Source organism: Pseudomonas sp. FW306-02-D09B, from assembly GCF_058782685.1.
Genome location: NZ_JBYSXY010000007.1, coordinates 56,056 through 73,319 on the forward strand (window position 1 = coordinate 56,056; position 17,264 = coordinate 73,319).

Consider the following 17,264-nt stretch of genomic DNA (forward strand, 5'->3'; position numbering starts at 1 on the left):
TCGTGAGACGTAAATTCTTGCTGCTGCTGGAAACCGGACTGGTTCTGGCAGGGCTACTGCTGGGCGCTTCGGCCTGGAAGATCAACTCGGCGCTGGAGCAGCCACTCAAGATTACTCAGGAAGAGTTACTGGATGTACCGAACGGCGCGACACCGTCCGGGACCTTCAATCGCCTCGAAACCGATGGCGTGCTTCAGGACGCCTTTTGGCTGCGCCTGTACTGGCGCTTGAACCTTGCTGCGCAGCCGCTGCACAGCGGTGAATACCGCATGCTCCCGGGGATGAATGCACAGGGCTTGATCGGTCTTTGGCAGCGCGGTGAAGTGGTTCAGTACAGCCTGACGCTGGTCGAGGGCTGGAACTTCCATCAGGTCCGTGCGGCGCTGGCAAAAAATGACAAACTCCAACAAACCCTTGCGGGGCTGAGCGACAGCGATGTGATGGACAAGCTTGGTCACGCCGGAGTGTTTCCGGAGGGCCGGTTTTTCCCGGACACCTATCGTTTTGTGCGGGGCATGACCGATGCCGAGCTGCTGGAAAAAGCGTATGAGCGCCTCGACGACGTCCTCGCAAAAGAGTGGAACAAGCGCTCCCCTGATGCACCCTATACCGAACCCTATCAGGCGCTGATCATGGCCTCGCTGGTCGAGAAGGAAACCGGTGTGCCGCAAGAGCGAGGGCAAATCGCCGGGGTGTTCGTGCGGCGCATGCAGATCGGCATGTTGCTGCAAACCGATCCGACCGTGATCTATGGCCTGGGTGATCGCTACAACGGCAAATTGACCCGCGCCCACCTGAAAGAACCGACGCCCTACAATACTTATATGATCGCCGGGTTGCCGCCGACGCCGATTGCCATGGTCGGTCGTGAAGCGATTCACGCGGCGCTGAATCCGGTGTCCGGCACCAGTTTATATTTCGTGGCGCGCGGTGACGGCAGTCATGTTTTCTCCGACGACCTGGATGCCCACAACAGTGCTGTGCGCGAGTTCCAGATCAAACGGCGTGCCGATTACCGTTCCAGCCCTGCGCCGGTCAACGGGGGCGCGACGCCTGATGCGCAGGCACCAACTCCTCCGGTGTCGCCCGACACGGCTTCAGAGGCTGCACCGCAACCGGCTCCCGTTCCGGCTCCAGCTGCCGCTCCGGCACCGAGTGCCGAAGAGCCGCAAAGCCCGCAATGACTCTGACTAAGGACTGCCTGTGACTGGCTTGTTTATTACCCTGGAAGGCCCGGAAGGCGCGGGCAAGAGCACCAATCGTGAATACCTGGCCGAGCGTTTGCGCGCCCAGGGTATCGAAGTCGTGTTGACTCGCGAGCCTGGCGGCACGCCGCTGGCCGAGCGGATCCGCGACGTGCTACTGGCACCGGTCGATGAGGTCATGAATCCCGATACCGAGCTGTTGCTGGTGTTCGCCGCGCGCGCGCAGCATCTGTCCGAGGTTATCCGTCCGGCGCTGGCGCGGGGCGCGGTGGTCTTGTGCGACCGCTTTACCGATTCGACTTACGCCTATCAGGGCGGTGGTCGCGGATTGTCGCTTGAGCGTATCGCGACCCTGGAAACCTTCGTTCAAGGCGATCTGCGCCCGGACCTGACGCTGGTGTTCGACTTGCCGATTGAAGTCGGCATGGCGCGTGCCAGCGCTCGCGGTCGGCTGGACCGGTTCGAGCTTGAGGGGCGAGTGTTTTTTGAGGCAGTGCGCAGCGCGTTCTTGAAGCGCGCCGAGGCTGATCCGGCGCGTTACCTGCTGGTGGACGCCTCGCAGCCGTTGGCACAGGTTCAGCAGTCGCTGGATGCCTTGCTGCCGCGTCTGTTGGAGCGGGCCCGTGGCTGAAGCCTATCCGTGGCAAGACAGCCTTTGGCAGCAACTGGCCGGTCGCGCCCAGCACGCCCACGCCTATTTGCTGCATGGTCCGGCCGGGATCGGCAAGCGTGCGTTGGCCGAGCGGCTGATGGCCAGTTTGCTCTGCCAGCGTCCAACCGCGGAAGGCGCCTGCGGCGAGTGCAAATCCTGCCTGCTGCTCAAGGCCGGTAGCCACCCCGATAACTACATCCTGGAACCTGAAGAAGCCGACAAGGCAATCAAGGTCGATCAGGTGCGTGATCTGGTCAGCTTCGTGGTCCAGACCGCGCAGATGGGCGGGCGCAAAGTCGTGCTGATCGAGCCCACCGAGTCGATGAACATCAACGCCGCCAACGCCTTGTTGAAAAGCCTTGAAGAGCCCTCGGGCGATACCGTGTTGCTGCTGGTCAGCCACCAGACCAGCCGTCTGCTGCCGACCATCAAGAGTCGTTGCGTGCAACAGGCCTGTCCGTTGCCAAGCGAAGCCATGAGCCTGCAATGGCTGGCCAAGGCCTTGCCCGATTGCACGGAAGAAGAGCGTGTCGAACTGTTGACCCTGGCCGCGGGTTCGCCGCTGGCGGCGGTCAAGCTGCAAGGGCAGGGTGTGCGTGAGCAGCGTGCGCTGGTCGTCGAGGGCGTGAAGAAGTTGCTCAAGCAGCAACAGTCGCCGACGCAACTGGCCGAGGAGTGGAAATCCATCCCGATGTTGCAGCTGTTCGACTGGTTCTGCGACTGGTCGAGCCTGATTCTGCGTTATCAGCTGACTCAGGACGAGGCTGGGCTCGGCCTGGCGGACATGCGCAAAGTGATTCAGTACCTGGCGCAGAAAACCGCCCAGGAAAAAGTCTTGAATATTCAGGACTGGATTCTCGCCCAGCGGCAGAAAGTGATGAGCAAGGCCAACCTCAATCCGGCGTTGTTGCTGGAAGCGCTGTTGGTGCAATGGGTATCCTTGCCTGCCCCGAAGTGAGCGTCTGCGCCTAGACTCTGATCATCAGCCATGGAGGTCAGCATGAATGAACTCGTCAGCCCGGGCCCGCGGAACGGCATCCTGTCCCTGACCATCAAGGACAAATCCGTGCTGTATGCGGCCTACATGCCGTTCATCAAGAACGGCGGTCTGTTTATCCCGACCAACAAAAGCTACAAGTTGGGTGACGAGGTATTCATGCTGCTGCACTTGATGGATGAGCCGGAAAAAATTCCGGTGGCCGGTACCGTGACCTGGATTACCCCCAAAGGTGCTCAGGGGAATCGCGCTGCCGGTGTCGGCGTGCAGTTCAATGAAGGCGATGACACCGCTCGAAGCCGAATCGAAACCTATCTGGTCGGAGCTCTGAAGTCCGACCGTCCCACTCATACGATGTAGTTGCCGTCTTTTATGCTCGTAGATTCCCATTGTCACCTTGACCGTCTCGACCTCGCCGCACACGACGGCTCGCTGGATGCGGCGCTTGCCGCTGCTCGTGAGCGCGGGGTAGGGCACTTTCTGTGTATCGGCGTCAGTGTCGACAACGCCAAGGACGTCAAGGCCCTTGCCGAGCGTTACGACGACGTCGATTGTTCGGTGGGCGTGCACCCACTGGATGTTCAGCCGGGCGCCGCGCCGGCGCTGGACTGGCTGCTGCAGGAACTCAATCACCCGCGGGTGGTGGCAATCGGTGAAACCGGTCTGGATTACCACTATGAGCCGGAAGCGGCCGAGTTGCAGCAGGAGTCCTTCCGTTTGCACCTGCAAGCGGCCCAGCAGACCGGCAAACCGGTGATTGTCCACACCCGTGGCGCCCGCGCCGATACGCTGGCGTTATTACGTGAGGCCGCGTTGCCGCAGGCGGGGGTGTTGCATTGCTTCACCGAAGATTGGGACATGGCCAAGGCCGCGCTGGATCTGGGTTTTTATATTTCGTTGTCGGGGATCGTGACGTTCCGCAATGCCGATGCCTTGCGCGATGTGGCCCGGCAAGTACCGGCGGACCGCCTGCTGGTGGAAACCGATTCGCCGTACCTGGCGCCGATCCCTCATCGCGGCAAGCCGAACCTTCCGCAGTACGTGCGGGATGTGGCGGAATTTCTGGCCATGTTGCGCGGCGAATCCTACGAACGCTTTGCCGAGCAGACTACGGAGAACTTCAAGCGGCTGTTTCCGTTGGCGCACGTCAAGTCGATTTGACAGGTTGAGCCGCTGGCTCAAATCGCAGGCAAAAAAAACCCGGGTTCTGGGGGGTGAATCCGGGTTAAGACCATTAGGAGTAAAACAAAGGTACGCGGTCCTTTGGTACCTTCATCGGCGCAACACTTGGGGGAGATGCCACGCCGACAGTTCAAGTATTGATCACTATTGCGCCGAGTCCAGTTTGCCCCTGCTGTTTCTTAAACAGATTTGGAATACAGGCGCTTCGCTTGAGTTCTCACTGCCTGGCGATCGATGCGACAATGGCGACAGCTTCGTCGATCACGCGCTTTTCGGTGTAGAAGTGTGGCGAAAAACGAATGCCTGGGCCGCGTGGGATACAGACCACCTGTTGGGCTTTCAGGGCCTCATAAACGGTCTGAGTATCGATGCCATCGATACTGAACGAAAGAATCCCCCCGCGCCGGGCTGGATTCAGCGGGCTATGCAGTACGACGCCGGGAATTGCGCTCAGGCCGTCCTGCAGCCATTTCACGCGCTCGGCGATCAGTGCGGCGACGTGCTCCATGCCGACTTCTTCCAATAACGACAGGCTGGCTTCCAGCGCCATCGCCCCGAGCATGTTCGGGCTGCCGCATTCAAAGCGTCGTGCACTCTTGGCCGGTTCCCATCCGGTGCGAGTGTAATCGCCCATGTGTTCGAGCATGTGCCAGCCGAATTCGTGCAGTTTCAGTTGTTCACGCAATTCGCTACGTACATAGAACACCCCCAGGCCTTCTGGTCCGAGCAGCCATTTGTGGCCGTCGGCCATGGCGAAGTCGCATTGATAGCTCTGGACGTCGAAGGGCAGGGCGCCCAGCTGCTGGATAGCGTCGATGCAAAACAGCACGTTCTGTTGTTTGCAACCGGCACCCAGGCGTTGCAGGTCAAGGCGCAGACCGCTGGCGAATTGCACCGCGCTCACCGACATCAACCGGGTGCGCGGTCCGCAGGCTGCCAACAGGGCGCCTTCCGGGTCGTCGCCGGTGAGACTGGCCTGCACCACTTCCACGCCTTGTGCCGCCAATGCTTCCCAGACGATGCGATTGGAAGGGAATTCTTCATCGCTGATAACGATCTGGTCTCCGCTTTGCCATGGCAGTCCGAAGGCGACAAAAGACAATGCTTCAGAAGTATTTTTGACCAGCGCCACATCATCCGTCGACGGCGCATTAAGCAGGCGCATCAGCCGTTCACGCAGGCGTTGCTCAAGGTCCATCCAGTCCGAATAGTCCCGTGCGCCCAGTAAAACGTTCTCTTGAGCGAAGCGTGTCACCGCCGTGGCGGCGCGATTTGGCCAGGGTGCAACGGCTGCATGATTCAAATAACGCAGGCCTGGAGCCTGTACAAATTCATCAAGAAACATAGTCATGGTCGGATGATCCGTGCAATTTGGCGCAAGTTAGGCATAATACGCGGCTTCGTATTTTGACCCCTACAGACCTTTTCTTATGCATAAAGAACCTCGTAAGGTCCGTGAGTTTCGTCGCCGCGAGCAAGAAATTCTCGACACCGCGCTCAAGCTGTTCCTCGAACAAGGTGAAGACAGTGTCACCGTCGAGATGATCGCTGATGCCGTGGGTATCGGCAAAGGCACCATCTACAAGCACTTCAAGTCCAAGGCGGAGATCTATCTGCGCCTGATGCTCGATTACGAGCGTGACCTGAACGAGCTGCTGCACTCTGCCGATGTCGATAAGGATAAGGAAGCCCTGTCCCGGGCCTATTTCGAATTCCGCATGCGCGATCCGCAACGTTACCGTTTGTTCGATCGCCTGGAAGAGAAGGTGGTCAAGGGCAATCAGGTGCCGGAGATGGTTGAGGAGTTGCACAAGATTCGCGCCTCCAACTTCGAACGCCTGACCTTGTTGATCAAGGGCCGCATCAGCGAAGGCAAGCTTGAAGACGTGCCGCCGTACTTCCACTACTGCGCTTCCTGGGCGCTGGTGCACGGCGCTGTCGCGCTGTATCACTCGCCGTTCTGGAGCAACGTGCTGGAAGATCAGGAAGGTTTCTTCCAGTTCCTGATGGACATCGGCGTGCGCATGGGCAACAAGCGCAAGCGCGATACCGACACACCGAGCAGCTGAACCATTCAGATGCCTTATTGCGCCATGTTTTCTCTGTATGGCGCAGTGCCCCAGGAATATACTCAGGCTTAGGTATTGCTAAAACTTGATTTGTGAGTCAAGTTTTAGCGCTTCCGAATCTACTTTCGCCGGAGTGATCCATGATCGTTGACCGACAAGGCAGGCAGTTCCGCAATTTGCGGGTCAGTCTGACCTCCGCCTGCAACTACGCCTGTACCTATTGCGTGCCCAATGGCAAGCGACTGGTGGCTGCGCAGGATGAACTGTCGGCCGAGGCCATGGCGCGCGGCGTTGCCTATCTGATCGAAGCCGCGGGCATCGAGCGCTTGCGCATCACCGGTGGCGAGCCGCTGGTGAGCCCGAAGCTGGAAACCTTCATGACGGCTGTCGGGCAGATGGGCCTTGCCGACATCAGCCTGACCACCAACGGTCAGCTGCTGGCGAAGAAACTGCCCTTGCTGGTGGATGCCGGCATTCGGCGGATCAACGTTTCCCTCGATACCCTGGACGCCGATGCGTTCCGCAGCATTGCGCGCGGTGGCGATTTGGCGACCGTGCTCAACGGCATGGACCAGGCTCGCGCAGCGGGCATGAAGATCAAGGTCAACATGGTGCCGTTGCGCGGGCAGAACCTCGATCAAGTGATGCCGTTGCTCGATTATTGCCTGGAGCGCGGTTATGAATTGCGCTTCATCGAGCTGATGCGCATGGGCCATCTGGCCAGCGATTCGAACGCATTCCTGCAGCAGTTTGTCAGCCTCAAGCAGTTGCTGGGCCTGATCGGCGAGCGCTATGAGTACCTGCAGGCCGACGCGCCGGTGGATGCCACAGCCGTGCGTTACGAAATTCCGGGGCGCGGCTATTTTGGCGTGATCGCCAATGAAAGCGTGCCGTTCTGCCGCACGTGCTCGCGCTTGCGACTGTCCTCCACTGGCTGGCTGCATGGCTGCCTGTCGTCGAGTAACCGCCACTATGTCGGTGACTTGCTGGACAAACCCCGTCATCAAGCGTTGCCGGCGCTCCAGCGTCTGCTGGTGAAGGCTCTGGGCGACAAGCAGGAAGTGGCATTCTCTGGTGGCGCAACAATCATGAAGATTATCGGCGGCTGATAAATCTCTGTGGCGAGGGAGCTTGCTCCCGCCGGGTCGCGAAGCGGCCCTGAAAACATATCCCCGCGACCTGTCGGGCATACCGCATTTACCTGTTTTACGACGGCTGCGCCGCCGAGCGGGAGCAAGCTCCCTCGCCACAGGTGCTCATTCTCAATCTGGAAATGTTCAAGTCCTCAAGGACTGGCGCGGAAGCTGCATCCTGCCGACATTCGCCGGTTTTCCGTCACCGGCCTCTGGAGGATAGGATGCGTAGCCTGGTTTTGCTGCTGGCCTTTTTGGCGCTTGGCGGCTGCATGAATGTCAGCGACATGGGCGAAGGGGTTCGCTACCACATGAGCGACTCTGGTCTGCTTGATCACAGCGACAGCCATCGCGTGAATAATCTGCGCATTCAGCCGGACTCGTTTATCTACATCGCCCAAGGTGCTTTTGCGCCGCCGGGCAGTGCCTATCCGCGGCCGAACGTGGTCGCTGAAGAAGCCTTCAACGGCTTCATCGAATATTTCCCGATGGTTCGCCGTGCCCGCGCCCCCGAAGGTCTCGACACCGCCATGGGCGAGGCGCGTGCAGCTGGCGCGCATTACCTGCTCTACACCCGATTTGCCAAGGCCGACGACCGTATCGGCAACTCGGATGAATTGCTCGATCAGGGTGCCGTGGATCGCCTGGGGATCGACAGTGGAGTGATTCAGATCATGCTGATCGAGACCAGCACCCAGTATTTGATCGATACTGCACGAATCAAGAGTCGTGGCGGTTTACTGACGTTCCACGACAACAAGCCAGAAGACTTGATCGCTCAGCCGCTTGCGCAATACGCTCGTAGCCTGCTGGGCATGAGCGATCAGTAACTCACCAGGAGAGCAGCATGAATGGTCCGCAAAAAGCTAATGATCTGTTGGGGCAAATCCCCAAGTCCAAAGGCTTGCCACCGGTCCATTTGTGGAACCCCGACTTCTGCGGCGATATCGACATGCGCATCGCCCGCGACGGCACCTGGTATTACCTGGGCACGCCGATCGGGCGCAAGCCGATGGTCAAGCTGTTCTCCACCATCATTCGCCGCGACGGCGATGATTACTTCCTGATTACTCCGGTCGAGAAGGTCGGGATCAAGGTTGATGACGCGCCTTTCATTGCTGTGACGCTGGAGGTCGAAGGCGAGGGCGAAGCCCAGTTGTTGCGCTTCACCACCAATGTTGATGAGCAGGCCGAGGCGGGTGCCGAGCATCCGTTGCGGGTAGTGATCGATCCAGTGACCCAGGAGCCTGCGCCTTACGTGCATGTACGCACCAACCTTGAAGCGCTGATCCATCGCAACGTGTTTTATCAACTGGTCGAACTGGCCGTGACCCGCGAAATCGACGGGCAGCGCTGGTTGGGTGTCTGGAGCGGCGGCGAGTTTTTCCCTATCGGCCTTGAGCCGTAACCTGGAAAACGGCCCAGTGTTTAAACCGGGCCATGGCCGATGGGCTTACAAGCCTTTGCTCTTGAGCCTGGCAGCATGTTCCAGATAGAGACTGACCGGGCTTACGTTCCAGCTGGTGATCCCGGCCATTTGATTGACGGCATGAAAATGGTCCATGGGGTAATCCGAGCGAATCACTTTCCCCAGGTGTGAGCTGTATCGTCCGACCAGTCCGTCATTGGCGTGTTTCTCTTTATAAAATAACTTTGACAGCACAATGCAGTTGATGTGGGTTGGATCGAGTATTTGCGGGGTTTGGAAGTTCTGCAGGATCCCGCTCCAAGAGTAGTAATACACGCCGTTTTCAATTTCGTTGCCTTCACCGCCCCAGACTTTCGGCACCCCTTGCGGGTACTTGCGATTGAATTCAGCCAACCCTGCGCTGGTCAGCGATTCGAAAGCTGCTTGAGGGTCCTGAGGGTTTTGCGGGTGGCCGCTGATCAGCGAAATGAACGTGCCGACTGCGCTGAACAAGGCCAGTACGAACGCTTCGGGCAACTCTCCGGGTGTCAGCGCCTTATGCAATTGGTCGGCAATCTCGGAGCCGTGATTGGGGCAACTGACAGAGGTGACCGACGCGACCTTTTCCGGGTGCAGCGCTGCTACGTAGCGTGCCGCCAGGGGGCCTTGGCTATGGCCGATCAGATTGACCTTGGCGGCGCCTGTTTCCTGCAAAATGCGATTGACCTGTTCGAGCAGTTTTTCACCGCGTTCTTCATTGCCGTTGACGGCTGGAATATTGACCGTAAACACCCGCGCGCCCGCGTGCTCCAGGGCTTCCTTGATATCGAAGAAGTAGGGATAACCGGCAATCGTATCGAAACCGAAAAGGCCGTGAACCAAAACAATCGGGTATTGCGTAGACGCATCCATGTTCATGCTTATACCTGTCGATAGCGGATTCAAGTGGAACAGATGCTATTGACTGCTTGATCTGTCGCGGCTAACCGTAGTTTACAAAGCACGATGGTACAAATTGCTCCGGGTGGAGCAATGACCCCAGGTCGTGCTGGATGGTCAGCCGATTTCTTCGATGAATTCGTCCATGAAACGCTTCAGGCGTTCATGACGCAACTGAGCCAAATGCTTGCCGGTTGGTGTCTGGAAGCCATTGGCGAGGTGCAACAGCTTGGTCTGGAAGTGGTCGAGGCAAAAGCGTTTGTCGTCGTACTCGCGGGATATCGCCGTGGGATCCTGCGGATCATACAGCGTGCTGCCCATGCGCCCGGCGATGTAAAACGTGCGGGCAACACCGAGCATGCCAAGGGAGTCGAGGCGGTCGGCGTCCTGGAGGATTTGCGCTTCCAGGGTCGTCGGCGTGATGCTCGCCGAAAAACTATGGGCCTCGATGGCGTGAGCGACTGCTGCGCTTTTGTGCTTGGGCCAATCCAACTGGCTGAGGATTGCCGAGGCTTTTTCCGCGGCCAGTCGCGAGGCCTGAGAGCGCAAGGGTGAATTTTTTTCCACCGCCACGCAGTCGTGCAGTAACACCGCTGCCAGCAGTACTTCAAGGTCACCGCCTTCTTCGGTGTGAATCCGCTGAACGTTGCACCACACCCGTTGCAAGTGCGACAGATCGTGGGCGCCATCCTCGGACGGCTCCAGCGCGTGGGGCAGCAAGGTTGAGGCGAGGTTTTGCAGTGGCGCGAAGGCAACGAGGCTCATAACAATCCTTTTGTGGCGACGTCCGTAGATTAAGTTTTGAAGTGACATGTGACGAGCGCTGATTGCCGACATAGTATGGCGGTTTCAACTGTTCACAAGGCACGTCCATGTCGATCGAAATCCGCCCGGCCACCCCCAGTGATGCGCCACAAATACTCGCGTTCATCACCGAGCTCGCTGACTACGAACGCGCCCGGCATGAAGTCATCGCCAGTGTCGCCGACATCGAGCGCAGCCTGTTCAGCGAAGGCGCCACCGCCCATGGCCTGATCTGCCTGCGCGACGGCTTGCCGATTGGTTTCGCGGTGTTTTTCTTCAGCTACTCGACCTGGCTCGGCAGCAACTGCCTGTACCTCGAAGACCTCTACATCACCCCCGAACAACGCGGTGGCGGCGCCGGCAAACAACTGCTGCGCCACCTCGCAAAAATCGCCTGCGCCAACGACTGCGGCCGCTTCGAATGGAGCGTGCTGGAATGGAACACCCCGGCCATCGACTTCTACAAATCCCTCGGCGCCCAGCCGCAGGAAGAGTGGGTGCGTTACCGCATGGATGGGGAGGTGTTGCGGGAGTTTGCCGAGGGTTAGTCCGTTACTTCCCAATTACCACTAATCATACCGTCGAGCGTTTGTCTTACCGTGATCTTGAAAACACCGGCCTTCCCCTGATCGAAGGCCGCCCTCCAAGCCTCATAACCTTTACTGAAATCTGGAATCTCTGCGGTTTTCCCCACCCGTTGGGTAATGCTGCGTTCGATTGCCCTTGCCTGAAAGGGTAGGTGAGGCATTTCGTTGAACTCACCGCCATTCACCGGATTGATCATCCGAATGTTGTCGACCCTGATATGAACGACTTTGCCCAGTTTCGGATAGTTTTCGACTTTCAGAATGGTCAGGGTCGATGTCTCCTCTCCCGGCCTGTTTTTATAGGCCCAGATATCGCCAACCTTCAATTTTTCAGATGCGCAAAGAGCGGCAGTGGACCAGAACACGCCGCAGAACAGCAGCGCCTTTAAAGCATTCCTCATGTTTTCGTCCTTGAGTGTCGGGTGCGGCAATAAGCGCAATCGTTGGTAATGGCCTGGCATCTTAAAAGCATTGATGGAGAAAAACTCGTTACGGTTGTAAATCCTATAATGTGGGATTCAAATTTACATATTGAGATTTTTCTTCCGAAAAGTTTATAGTCCAGCTCACTCACTGCCAAAAACAAAACAGGTGAAGCGATGCTGGCGCAATTGATCGCGCTCGATTGGGGGACGACGTCCCTTCGTGCGTACAAGCTCGGCCCGAATGGTTGTGTCCTCGATCAGCGCTCGCTGGCGTCGGGGATCATGCAGTTGCCGAAAGCGCCGCGGGTGATCGCCGGCCAGTTGTGCACCGACGGATTTGAACTGGCGTTCGATGAGGCCTGCGGTGACTGGCTCGATGCGCAGCCCGGTCTTCCGGTGATCGCCTGCGGTATGGTCGGCAGTGCGCAGGGCTGGCGTGAAGCGGCTTACTGCGATACGCCGGCGAATGTCGCCAACCTCGGCACGTCCCTGCAAAGCGTGCGCAGCCTGCGCGGCGTCGATGTGCATATCGTGCCCGGTGTCATCCAGCGTTCGCGGCTGCCGAATGTGATGCGCGGCGAGGAAACCCAGGTGCTTGGCGTGCTGCAAAACCTGCCTGCCGGGGCAGGGGACAACCTGTTGATCGGCCTGCCGGGCAGCCATTCGAAATGGGTCGAAGTGGTCGAAGGCTGCATCACTCATTTCGACACGTTCATGACTGGCGAACTGTTCGCTGTGCTGAGCGAACACAGCATTCTCGGGCGCACGCAACAGCGCGGCGCAGCCTTCGACTCCGGAGCCTTTGATCGCGGCGTGCAGGTGGCGTCGTCGGCGGATGGTGAGATCGGCCCATTGTCGACGCTGTTCAGTTCTCGCAGTCTCGGCTTGACCGGTGAACTCAGCGCCGAGCAGCAGCCTGACTATCTGTCTGGTCTGTTGATCGGCCATGAACTGGCGGCGCTGGCAACGGTGCATCGCCACCACAGCGCAAAGCTTCCTTCGATCGTTCTGATCGGCAATGCCCAACTCTGCACCCGCTATCAGCGTGCGCTCGCTATCTGCGGTTTTCCTCATGTGGCCTTGGCCGAACAAGCCACCGAACGCGGTTTGTGGCAACTGGCGGTCGCAGCCGGGCTGATCGGCAAAACCGCTCCCGTTCAACCCGACTAGAGGTCTGACATGCTCAAGCAAGCACTGGCAACAAACGGACTGATCGCGATCCTTCGGGGCCTGCGCCCACAAGAGGCGGCGGCCATCGGCGAGGTTCTGTACCAGTCCGGTTTCCGGGTCATCGAAGTGCCGCTCAATTCTCCTGAACCCTATGAAAGCATCCGCATTCTGCGCAGCACCTTACCCGCCGATTGCCTGATCGGCGCGGGTACGGTGCTGACTCCGGAGCAGGTCGCGCAGGTGAAAGCCGCCGGTGGACAGGTGATTGTCATGCCGCACAGCGATGCCGAGGTCTTGCGTGCGGCAAAGGCGGCCGGCTTGTATCTGGCGCCGGGTGTGGCGACACCGACCGAAGCGTTCGCAGCACTCGCAGAAGGCGCGGATGTGCTGAAGATGTTCCCGGCCGAACAGATGGGACCGGCGGTAGTGAAGGCCTGGCTCGCAGTATTACCGGCTGGGACCATGCTGGTGCCAGTGGGCGGGATTACTCCTGACAACATGCAGGCGTTTGTCGAGGCAGGGGTCAAAGGCTTTGGCCTGGGTTCCGGGTTGTTCAAGCCGGGTCTCACGCCTGCGGACGTGGCCGTTCGGGCCGGGGTGTATGTCGCAGCCTGGAACGCGCTGCACTTCGAGTTGTAGTGACGGCACGGGGGCAATCATAATGCCGCCCGTTCACTCGCTTAACGGTAAGGCTGGACTATGCAGGAAGAGCTCTCGAAAAATGCCGCGCCAACCGGCACGCAAACGTTGCTGCGTGGTTTGGCTGTGGTGCATGCCGTGGCTGGCGGTGCTCGTGATCTCAAGGAAATCGCCCGGCTGATCGGCACTACCCGCAGCACCACGCACCGCTTGGCCAGTTGCCTGGTGGACGAGCGATACCTGCGCGTGGTGCCGCAAGTGGGTTACCTGCTCGGGCCCAAGTTGATCGAGTTGGGTTTTCAGGCCCGCGAAGAGCTGCCGCTGGTAACCCTTGCCGGGCCCTATCTGGACGAGTTGTCGGTGTTGACCGGCGACACCATCCATCTGGCGATCCGTGAAGGCGACGAGGTGTTGTACTTGCACAAGATTCCGGGGCGCAATGGCCCGGAAATGCGCTCGCGAGTCGGTCATCGCATGCCACTGGCGCGCACCGGGATCGGCAAGGCGCTGATGCTCGATGACTCGCAGCAAGAGTGGCAGCGGTTGTATCAGATCAGCTTGCCGGCGGGTGGGAAGAGTCAGTTCTGGCCGCAGCACCCGGAGCAATCCTGGGAGCAGTTTCAGCAGCGCATGCTGGATTATGTGGCGGGTGGTTATGCCTTCGATCTGGAAGACAACGAACCGTCGATCCGCTGTGTAGCGGCACCGGTTCGCGACGCCAGTCGGCGGATCGTCGCGGGCATCAGCATCGCCAGCACGGTTCCGTACATGCCGCTGGAGAAAATGGCCGAGCTTATTCCCTTGATCAAAGGAGTCACGGCTCGGCTGTCGGCAGAGCTAGGGGCCAGGTTATAAGCCGCTAACGTCTGATCAGACGTGCGGTGGGTTGAGCAGGTTTTTGGGGAATGGAGCGTTATCTTGGGAATGAAAATGGTACGGATGCTATGGGTGTTGATGGTTGTTTTGTGTTCGTCGTGCATGCAGTTACACGTACCTGATGCGCGGGTTGAGTTTACCTCGATCAAACACCAAGGCTATGGTCAGTATGAGTTACGTTTCAGGTCCGATCGGGACGTGGCGAACATCTACAAGTCCAACGGTATCAACGATGGTGTCAATGCGTGGATTATGTGCTCACTGGACGGTGATAGGAACTTTTCAAACAATCACACTATGACCTTGTCGATGCAAGGTTTTCTGGAGGATGCCCATCTTGTTGAGGGTGATCGTCGCTACGAGTTCTGGACCTCGGTCAGATTTACCGAGGGTAGCGATCATCACCGCGCTCAACGTGAAATCAGGAAGGAAGTACTGCTCCCGCTGCTGAAATCCCAGGAATACATTCCCTGTAAAACCGTGAGTGTCGCGTGGTTTTTCAAGCCGTACTATTCAACGATCATGTATATCCCGACGTCGCGCATCATTGCCGAGGTGGATAAACAAATCCTTTCACCCGCCTATGTGATTCTGCCGCCAGAAGATCGTCCGTTTTCCTGGTTGTTGTTTGAGCCTGTCTGTATCAACGAATGGGTTTGGAATGGCGGTGAGACCATTGTCCATGGCGGTGTATGCAGCAGTTTGCCTTACAGTGGGCTGTTGAGTTCGTTTGCGCCCTACAAAGACAAGTACCGCGTTGTTAACCAGGAAACCGGTTTGGCGATACCGGACGCTCCCTACATTATTGTGCGCATGGATGGGCGCAAGGAGGAGGGTGTGACCGACTCCTTGGGCTACACCCATCAAGTGGGGGCCGATGAGCCTGAAACAATAAAGCTCTATGTCCCTGGCGAGGGGCCCTGACCAAGGTGGATTGGCAGACCCAAATGAAAAAAACCGGGCGAGAGTCTTGGGTCGAAGAGCTCACAGCCCGGTGGTTTGCTCCGCTAAGCGACAGGGCCTGACTCAGACTTTCAAGGTTGCCATGTCGATGACGAAGCGGTACTTCACGTCACCGGCGATCATGCGGCTGTAAGCCTCGTTGATCTGGCGGATGTCGAGCATTTCGATGTCGCAGGTGATGTTGTGCTCGGCGCAGAAATCCAGCACTTCCTGGGTTTCTGCAATACCCCCGATCAACGAACCGGCCAGCACCCGGCGACCCAGCACCAGTTTGGCGGCGTGAACGGGTGGATCGATCGGCTCGATCAGACCGACCAGAATGTGCACGCCGTCGAAGCGCAGCGTATCGAGGTACGGGTTGAGATCGTGCTGCACCGGAATGGTGTCGAGCAAAAAGTTGAACTGTCCGGCTGCGGCCTTCATCTGTTCGGCGTCGGTGGATACGATCACGTGGTCCGCGCCTTGGCGGCGACCCTCTTCGGCCTTGCTCGCCGAGCGGGTGAACAGCGTCACTTCAGCGCCCATGGCTTTGGCAAACTTGATGCCCATGTGACCGAGGCCGCCCATGCCGAGAATCCCGACTTTGTCGCCGGCTTTCACGCCATAGTGTTTGAGCGGCGAGTAGGTGGTGATGCCCGCACAGAGGATCGGTGCGGCGCTGGCCGGGTCGAGTTTCTCGGGGATACGTACGACGAAGTGCTCGCTGACCACGATGCTGTCGGAGTAACCGCCCATGGTGTTGCTGCCGTCGACCCGGTCCGGGGTCGCGTAGGTCAGGGTCGGACCTTCGAGGCAATATTGCTCGAGGTCGGCATGGCAGGCTTCGCAGTGGCGGCACGAGTCGACCATGCAGCCGACGCCGACCAGATCACCCACCTTATGGGCGGTGACATTGGTGCCGATGGCGGTGACTTTGCCGACAATTTCGTGGCCTGGCATCAACGGGTAAACCGCGATGCCCCATTCGTTGCGGGCCTGGTGGATATCGGAGTGGCAGACGCCGCAGTAGAGAATCTCGATCGCTACGTCGTCGGCACGCGGGCTGCGACGTTCGAAGGTCATCGGGGCGAGGGGAGTGGTGGCCGACTGGGCGGCGTAACCGATGGCGGTGTACATGGTGAACCTCGCAAAAGCAGTGACGGGTGAGGTGGGGGATTTTCCGCGCCGCCCGCTTCACCGGCCATGACGATTCCTCCGCGTCTTATGCCTATTCCTCCGGCATCTTCGGTGGAGCGGTCGCATTGGCGCTCAGACCTGCGATGATGCTTTCATCCCTTTTTTCGCGAAGTTTTTGCCATGTTGTTAACCCGTCATCTCGATGCCAATGCCGCGCTGGTTGGGCTGATTCAGCCGTTGGCGACCCGTGATGGTTTCGTGCCGACACGCTTGCCCGGCGTGCACGTACTCAGAGCCAGTTGCGATGTGGCGCGTGGCCCGCAGATCTATGAGCCGAGCCTGATGATCATTGCCCAAGGCAGCAAAGTCGCCTATCTGGGTGCGCGTACGCTGGAATACGGTGCCGGGCATTACCTGATTCAGGCACTGCCGGTACCGTTCGAATGCGAAACCTTTGCCATGGCTGATGCGCCATTGCTCGGGGTTTCGATTGCCATCGACCGCGCGCTTTTGGGCGAACTGGTGTTGGCCATGGGGTTGGTGCATGGGCGCAATACGCCTGCGCAAACCCCCGAATCCATGACCTCGGCGGTACTCGATGACGGCATGCGTGGCTGTGTCGAGCGCTTGTTGCACTGCCTGCACGATCCGCTGGAGTGTCAGGTCATGGGGCAGGCACGGTTGCGTGAGTTGTTGTTCGTGGCGTTACGCGGTCCGCAGGCTGATGTGCTACGGGCGTTGGTCGAGCAACAGGGACAATTTGCCCGGATTGCGGCGTCCTTGAGTCATTTGCATGCGCACTTCACCGAGCCGCTGAACGTCGAGACGCTGGCCAGTTGCGCGAACATGAGTACGTCGACCTTTCACGAGCATTTCAAGCGCAGCACCTTGTTGTCGCCGGTGCAGTATTTGAAGCGCTTGCGATTGCTCAAGGCGCAGCAGTTGTTGCTGTCGGAAGGGCTGGGGGTGGCGCAGGTTGCGCATCGGGTGGGTTATCAGAGCACGTCGCAGTTCAGTCGCGAGTATAAGCGCTACTTCGAGCGTAATCCGGGGGATGAACGGGTGGCTTAGATTTCAGTCGCAGTTACAGAGGGCGGTG

General features: G+C 58.8%; 20 protein-coding genes. 15 read left to right on the forward strand and 5 right to left on the reverse strand.

From position 1 onward, the window contains the following. Positions 1-2: 2 nt before the first annotated feature. From mltG to AC3WK5_RS13890, 5 genes are read left to right on the forward strand one after another with little or no spacing between them, the layout of a single operon-like run. On the forward strand, positions 3-1,184 hold the full coding sequence (mltG, locus tag AC3WK5_RS13870) for an endolytic transglycosylase MltG (protein ID WP_103317659.1): 1,182 nt from the start codon (positions 3-5) through the stop codon (positions 1,182-1,184). A gap of 19 nt (positions 1,185-1,203) precedes the next feature. Next, complete coding sequence (tmk, locus tag AC3WK5_RS13875) at positions 1,204-1,836, forward strand: dTMP kinase (protein WP_103317657.1); 633 nt, start codon at positions 1,204-1,206, stop codon at positions 1,834-1,836. Next, positions 1,829-2,815: a DNA polymerase III subunit delta' gene (locus AC3WK5_RS13880; RefSeq protein ID WP_103317656.1), complete on the forward strand. Its 987-nt coding sequence runs from the start codon at positions 1,829-1,831 to the stop codon at positions 2,813-2,815. Before tmk ends, AC3WK5_RS13880 begins: the two co-directional genes overlap by 8 nt. A 42-nt stretch (positions 2,816-2,857) precedes the next feature. Then, positions 2,858-3,214, forward strand: coding sequence for a PilZ domain-containing protein (locus AC3WK5_RS13885; RefSeq protein WP_103317654.1), 357 nt, complete (start codon positions 2,858-2,860; stop codon positions 3,212-3,214). 12 nt (positions 3,215-3,226) lie between these two features. Then, positions 3,227-4,015 carry a TatD family hydrolase gene (locus tag AC3WK5_RS13890; RefSeq protein WP_103317652.1) on the forward strand — a complete coding sequence of 263 codons (789 nt, stop codon included), beginning with the start codon at positions 3,227-3,229 and terminating at the stop codon, positions 4,013-4,015. A 238-nt stretch (positions 4,016-4,253) separates the two neighbouring features. On the opposite strand, the gene AC3WK5_RS13895 is transcribed toward AC3WK5_RS13890, so the two are convergent. Beyond that, the gene (locus AC3WK5_RS13895) at positions 4,254-5,387 is read right to left on the reverse strand and encodes an aminotransferase class V-fold PLP-dependent enzyme (RefSeq protein WP_103317650.1); all 1,134 of its coding nucleotides are present in this window, start codon (positions 5,385-5,387) and stop codon (positions 4,254-4,256) included. Between the two features lie 79 nt (positions 5,388-5,466). Between AC3WK5_RS13895 and AC3WK5_RS13900 the strand changes: the two genes are divergently transcribed. From AC3WK5_RS13900 to AC3WK5_RS13915, 4 genes are all read left to right on the forward strand, one after another. Then, positions 5,467-6,105: a TetR/AcrR family transcriptional regulator gene (locus AC3WK5_RS13900; protein WP_019689364.1), complete on the forward strand. Its 639-nt coding sequence runs from the start codon at positions 5,467-5,469 to the stop codon at positions 6,103-6,105. A gap of 140 nt (positions 6,106-6,245) precedes the next feature. Further along, positions 6,246-7,214 (forward strand): GTP 3',8-cyclase MoaA, encoded by a 969-nt coding sequence (locus AC3WK5_RS13905; RefSeq protein ID WP_103317648.1) that lies wholly within the window; start codon positions 6,246-6,248, stop codon positions 7,212-7,214. 248 nt (positions 7,215-7,462) lie between these two features. Next, the gene (locus tag AC3WK5_RS13910; RefSeq protein WP_103317646.1) at positions 7,463-8,068 is read left to right on the forward strand and encodes a DUF4823 domain-containing protein; all 606 of its coding nucleotides are present in this window, start codon (positions 7,463-7,465) and stop codon (positions 8,066-8,068) included. 17 nt (positions 8,069-8,085) lie between these two features. Continuing rightward, entirely contained in the window at positions 8,086-8,646 is a 561-nt protein-coding gene (locus AC3WK5_RS13915; RefSeq protein WP_054593335.1) for a DUF1285 domain-containing protein, read from the forward strand. Between the two features lie 45 nt (positions 8,647-8,691). On the opposite strand, the gene AC3WK5_RS13920 is transcribed toward AC3WK5_RS13915, so the two are convergent. Further along, entirely contained in the window at positions 8,692-9,564 is an 873-nt protein-coding gene (locus AC3WK5_RS13920; RefSeq protein ID WP_103317644.1) for an esterase/lipase family protein, read from the reverse strand. Between the two features lie 138 nt (positions 9,565-9,702). Beyond that, positions 9,703-10,350: an HD domain-containing protein gene (locus AC3WK5_RS13925; RefSeq protein ID WP_103317642.1), complete on the reverse strand. Its 648-nt coding sequence runs from the start codon at positions 10,348-10,350 to the stop codon at positions 9,703-9,705. Between the two features lie 107 nt (positions 10,351-10,457). Between AC3WK5_RS13925 and AC3WK5_RS13930 the strand changes: the two genes are divergently transcribed. Beyond that, complete coding sequence (locus AC3WK5_RS13930) at positions 10,458-10,937, forward strand: GNAT family N-acetyltransferase (RefSeq protein ID WP_103317640.1); 480 nt, start codon at positions 10,458-10,460, stop codon at positions 10,935-10,937. On the opposite strand, the gene AC3WK5_RS13935 is transcribed toward AC3WK5_RS13930, so the two are convergent. Continuing rightward, complete coding sequence (locus tag AC3WK5_RS13935; RefSeq protein ID WP_103317639.1) at positions 10,934-11,377, reverse strand: hypothetical protein; 444 nt, start codon at positions 11,375-11,377, stop codon at positions 10,934-10,936. The genes AC3WK5_RS13930 and AC3WK5_RS13935 overlap by 4 nt on opposite strands. A gap of 198 nt (positions 11,378-11,575) precedes the next feature. Here AC3WK5_RS13935 and AC3WK5_RS13940 point away from each other — a divergent pair, with 198 nt between their 5' ends. The 4 genes from AC3WK5_RS13940 to AC3WK5_RS13955 all read left to right on the forward strand — a co-directional run bounded on the left by AC3WK5_RS13940 (position 11,576) and on the right by AC3WK5_RS13955 (position 15,010). Continuing rightward, the gene (locus tag AC3WK5_RS13940; protein ID WP_103317637.1) at positions 11,576-12,571 is read left to right on the forward strand and encodes a 2-dehydro-3-deoxygalactonokinase; all 996 of its coding nucleotides are present in this window, start codon (positions 11,576-11,578) and stop codon (positions 12,569-12,571) included. Between the two features lie 9 nt (positions 12,572-12,580). After that, positions 12,581-13,210, forward strand: coding sequence for a 2-dehydro-3-deoxy-6-phosphogalactonate aldolase (locus tag AC3WK5_RS13945; protein WP_103317635.1), 630 nt, complete (start codon positions 12,581-12,583; stop codon positions 13,208-13,210). A gap of 60 nt (positions 13,211-13,270) precedes the next feature. Further along, the gene (locus tag AC3WK5_RS13950) at positions 13,271-14,065 is read left to right on the forward strand and encodes an IclR family transcriptional regulator (RefSeq protein ID WP_103317633.1); all 795 of its coding nucleotides are present in this window, start codon (positions 13,271-13,273) and stop codon (positions 14,063-14,065) included. A 63-nt stretch (positions 14,066-14,128) separates the two neighbouring features. Next, complete coding sequence (locus AC3WK5_RS13955) at positions 14,129-15,010, forward strand: hypothetical protein (protein ID WP_146039823.1); 882 nt, start codon at positions 14,129-14,131, stop codon at positions 15,008-15,010. A 102-nt stretch (positions 15,011-15,112) separates the two neighbouring features. Here AC3WK5_RS13955 and AC3WK5_RS13960 read toward each other — a convergent pair whose 3' ends face one another. Beyond that, a complete protein-coding gene (locus tag AC3WK5_RS13960) occupies positions 15,113-16,165 on the reverse strand; it encodes an NAD(P)-dependent alcohol dehydrogenase (protein ID WP_054593327.1) in 1,053 nt (350 codons plus the stop codon). 180 nt (positions 16,166-16,345) lie between these two features. Between AC3WK5_RS13960 and AC3WK5_RS13965 the strand changes: the two genes are divergently transcribed. Beyond that, positions 16,346-17,236, forward strand: a complete 891-nt coding sequence (locus AC3WK5_RS13965; RefSeq protein WP_103317630.1) for an AraC family transcriptional regulator — start codon at positions 16,346-16,348, stop codon at positions 17,234-17,236. Positions 17,237-17,264: the final 28 nt, after the last annotated feature.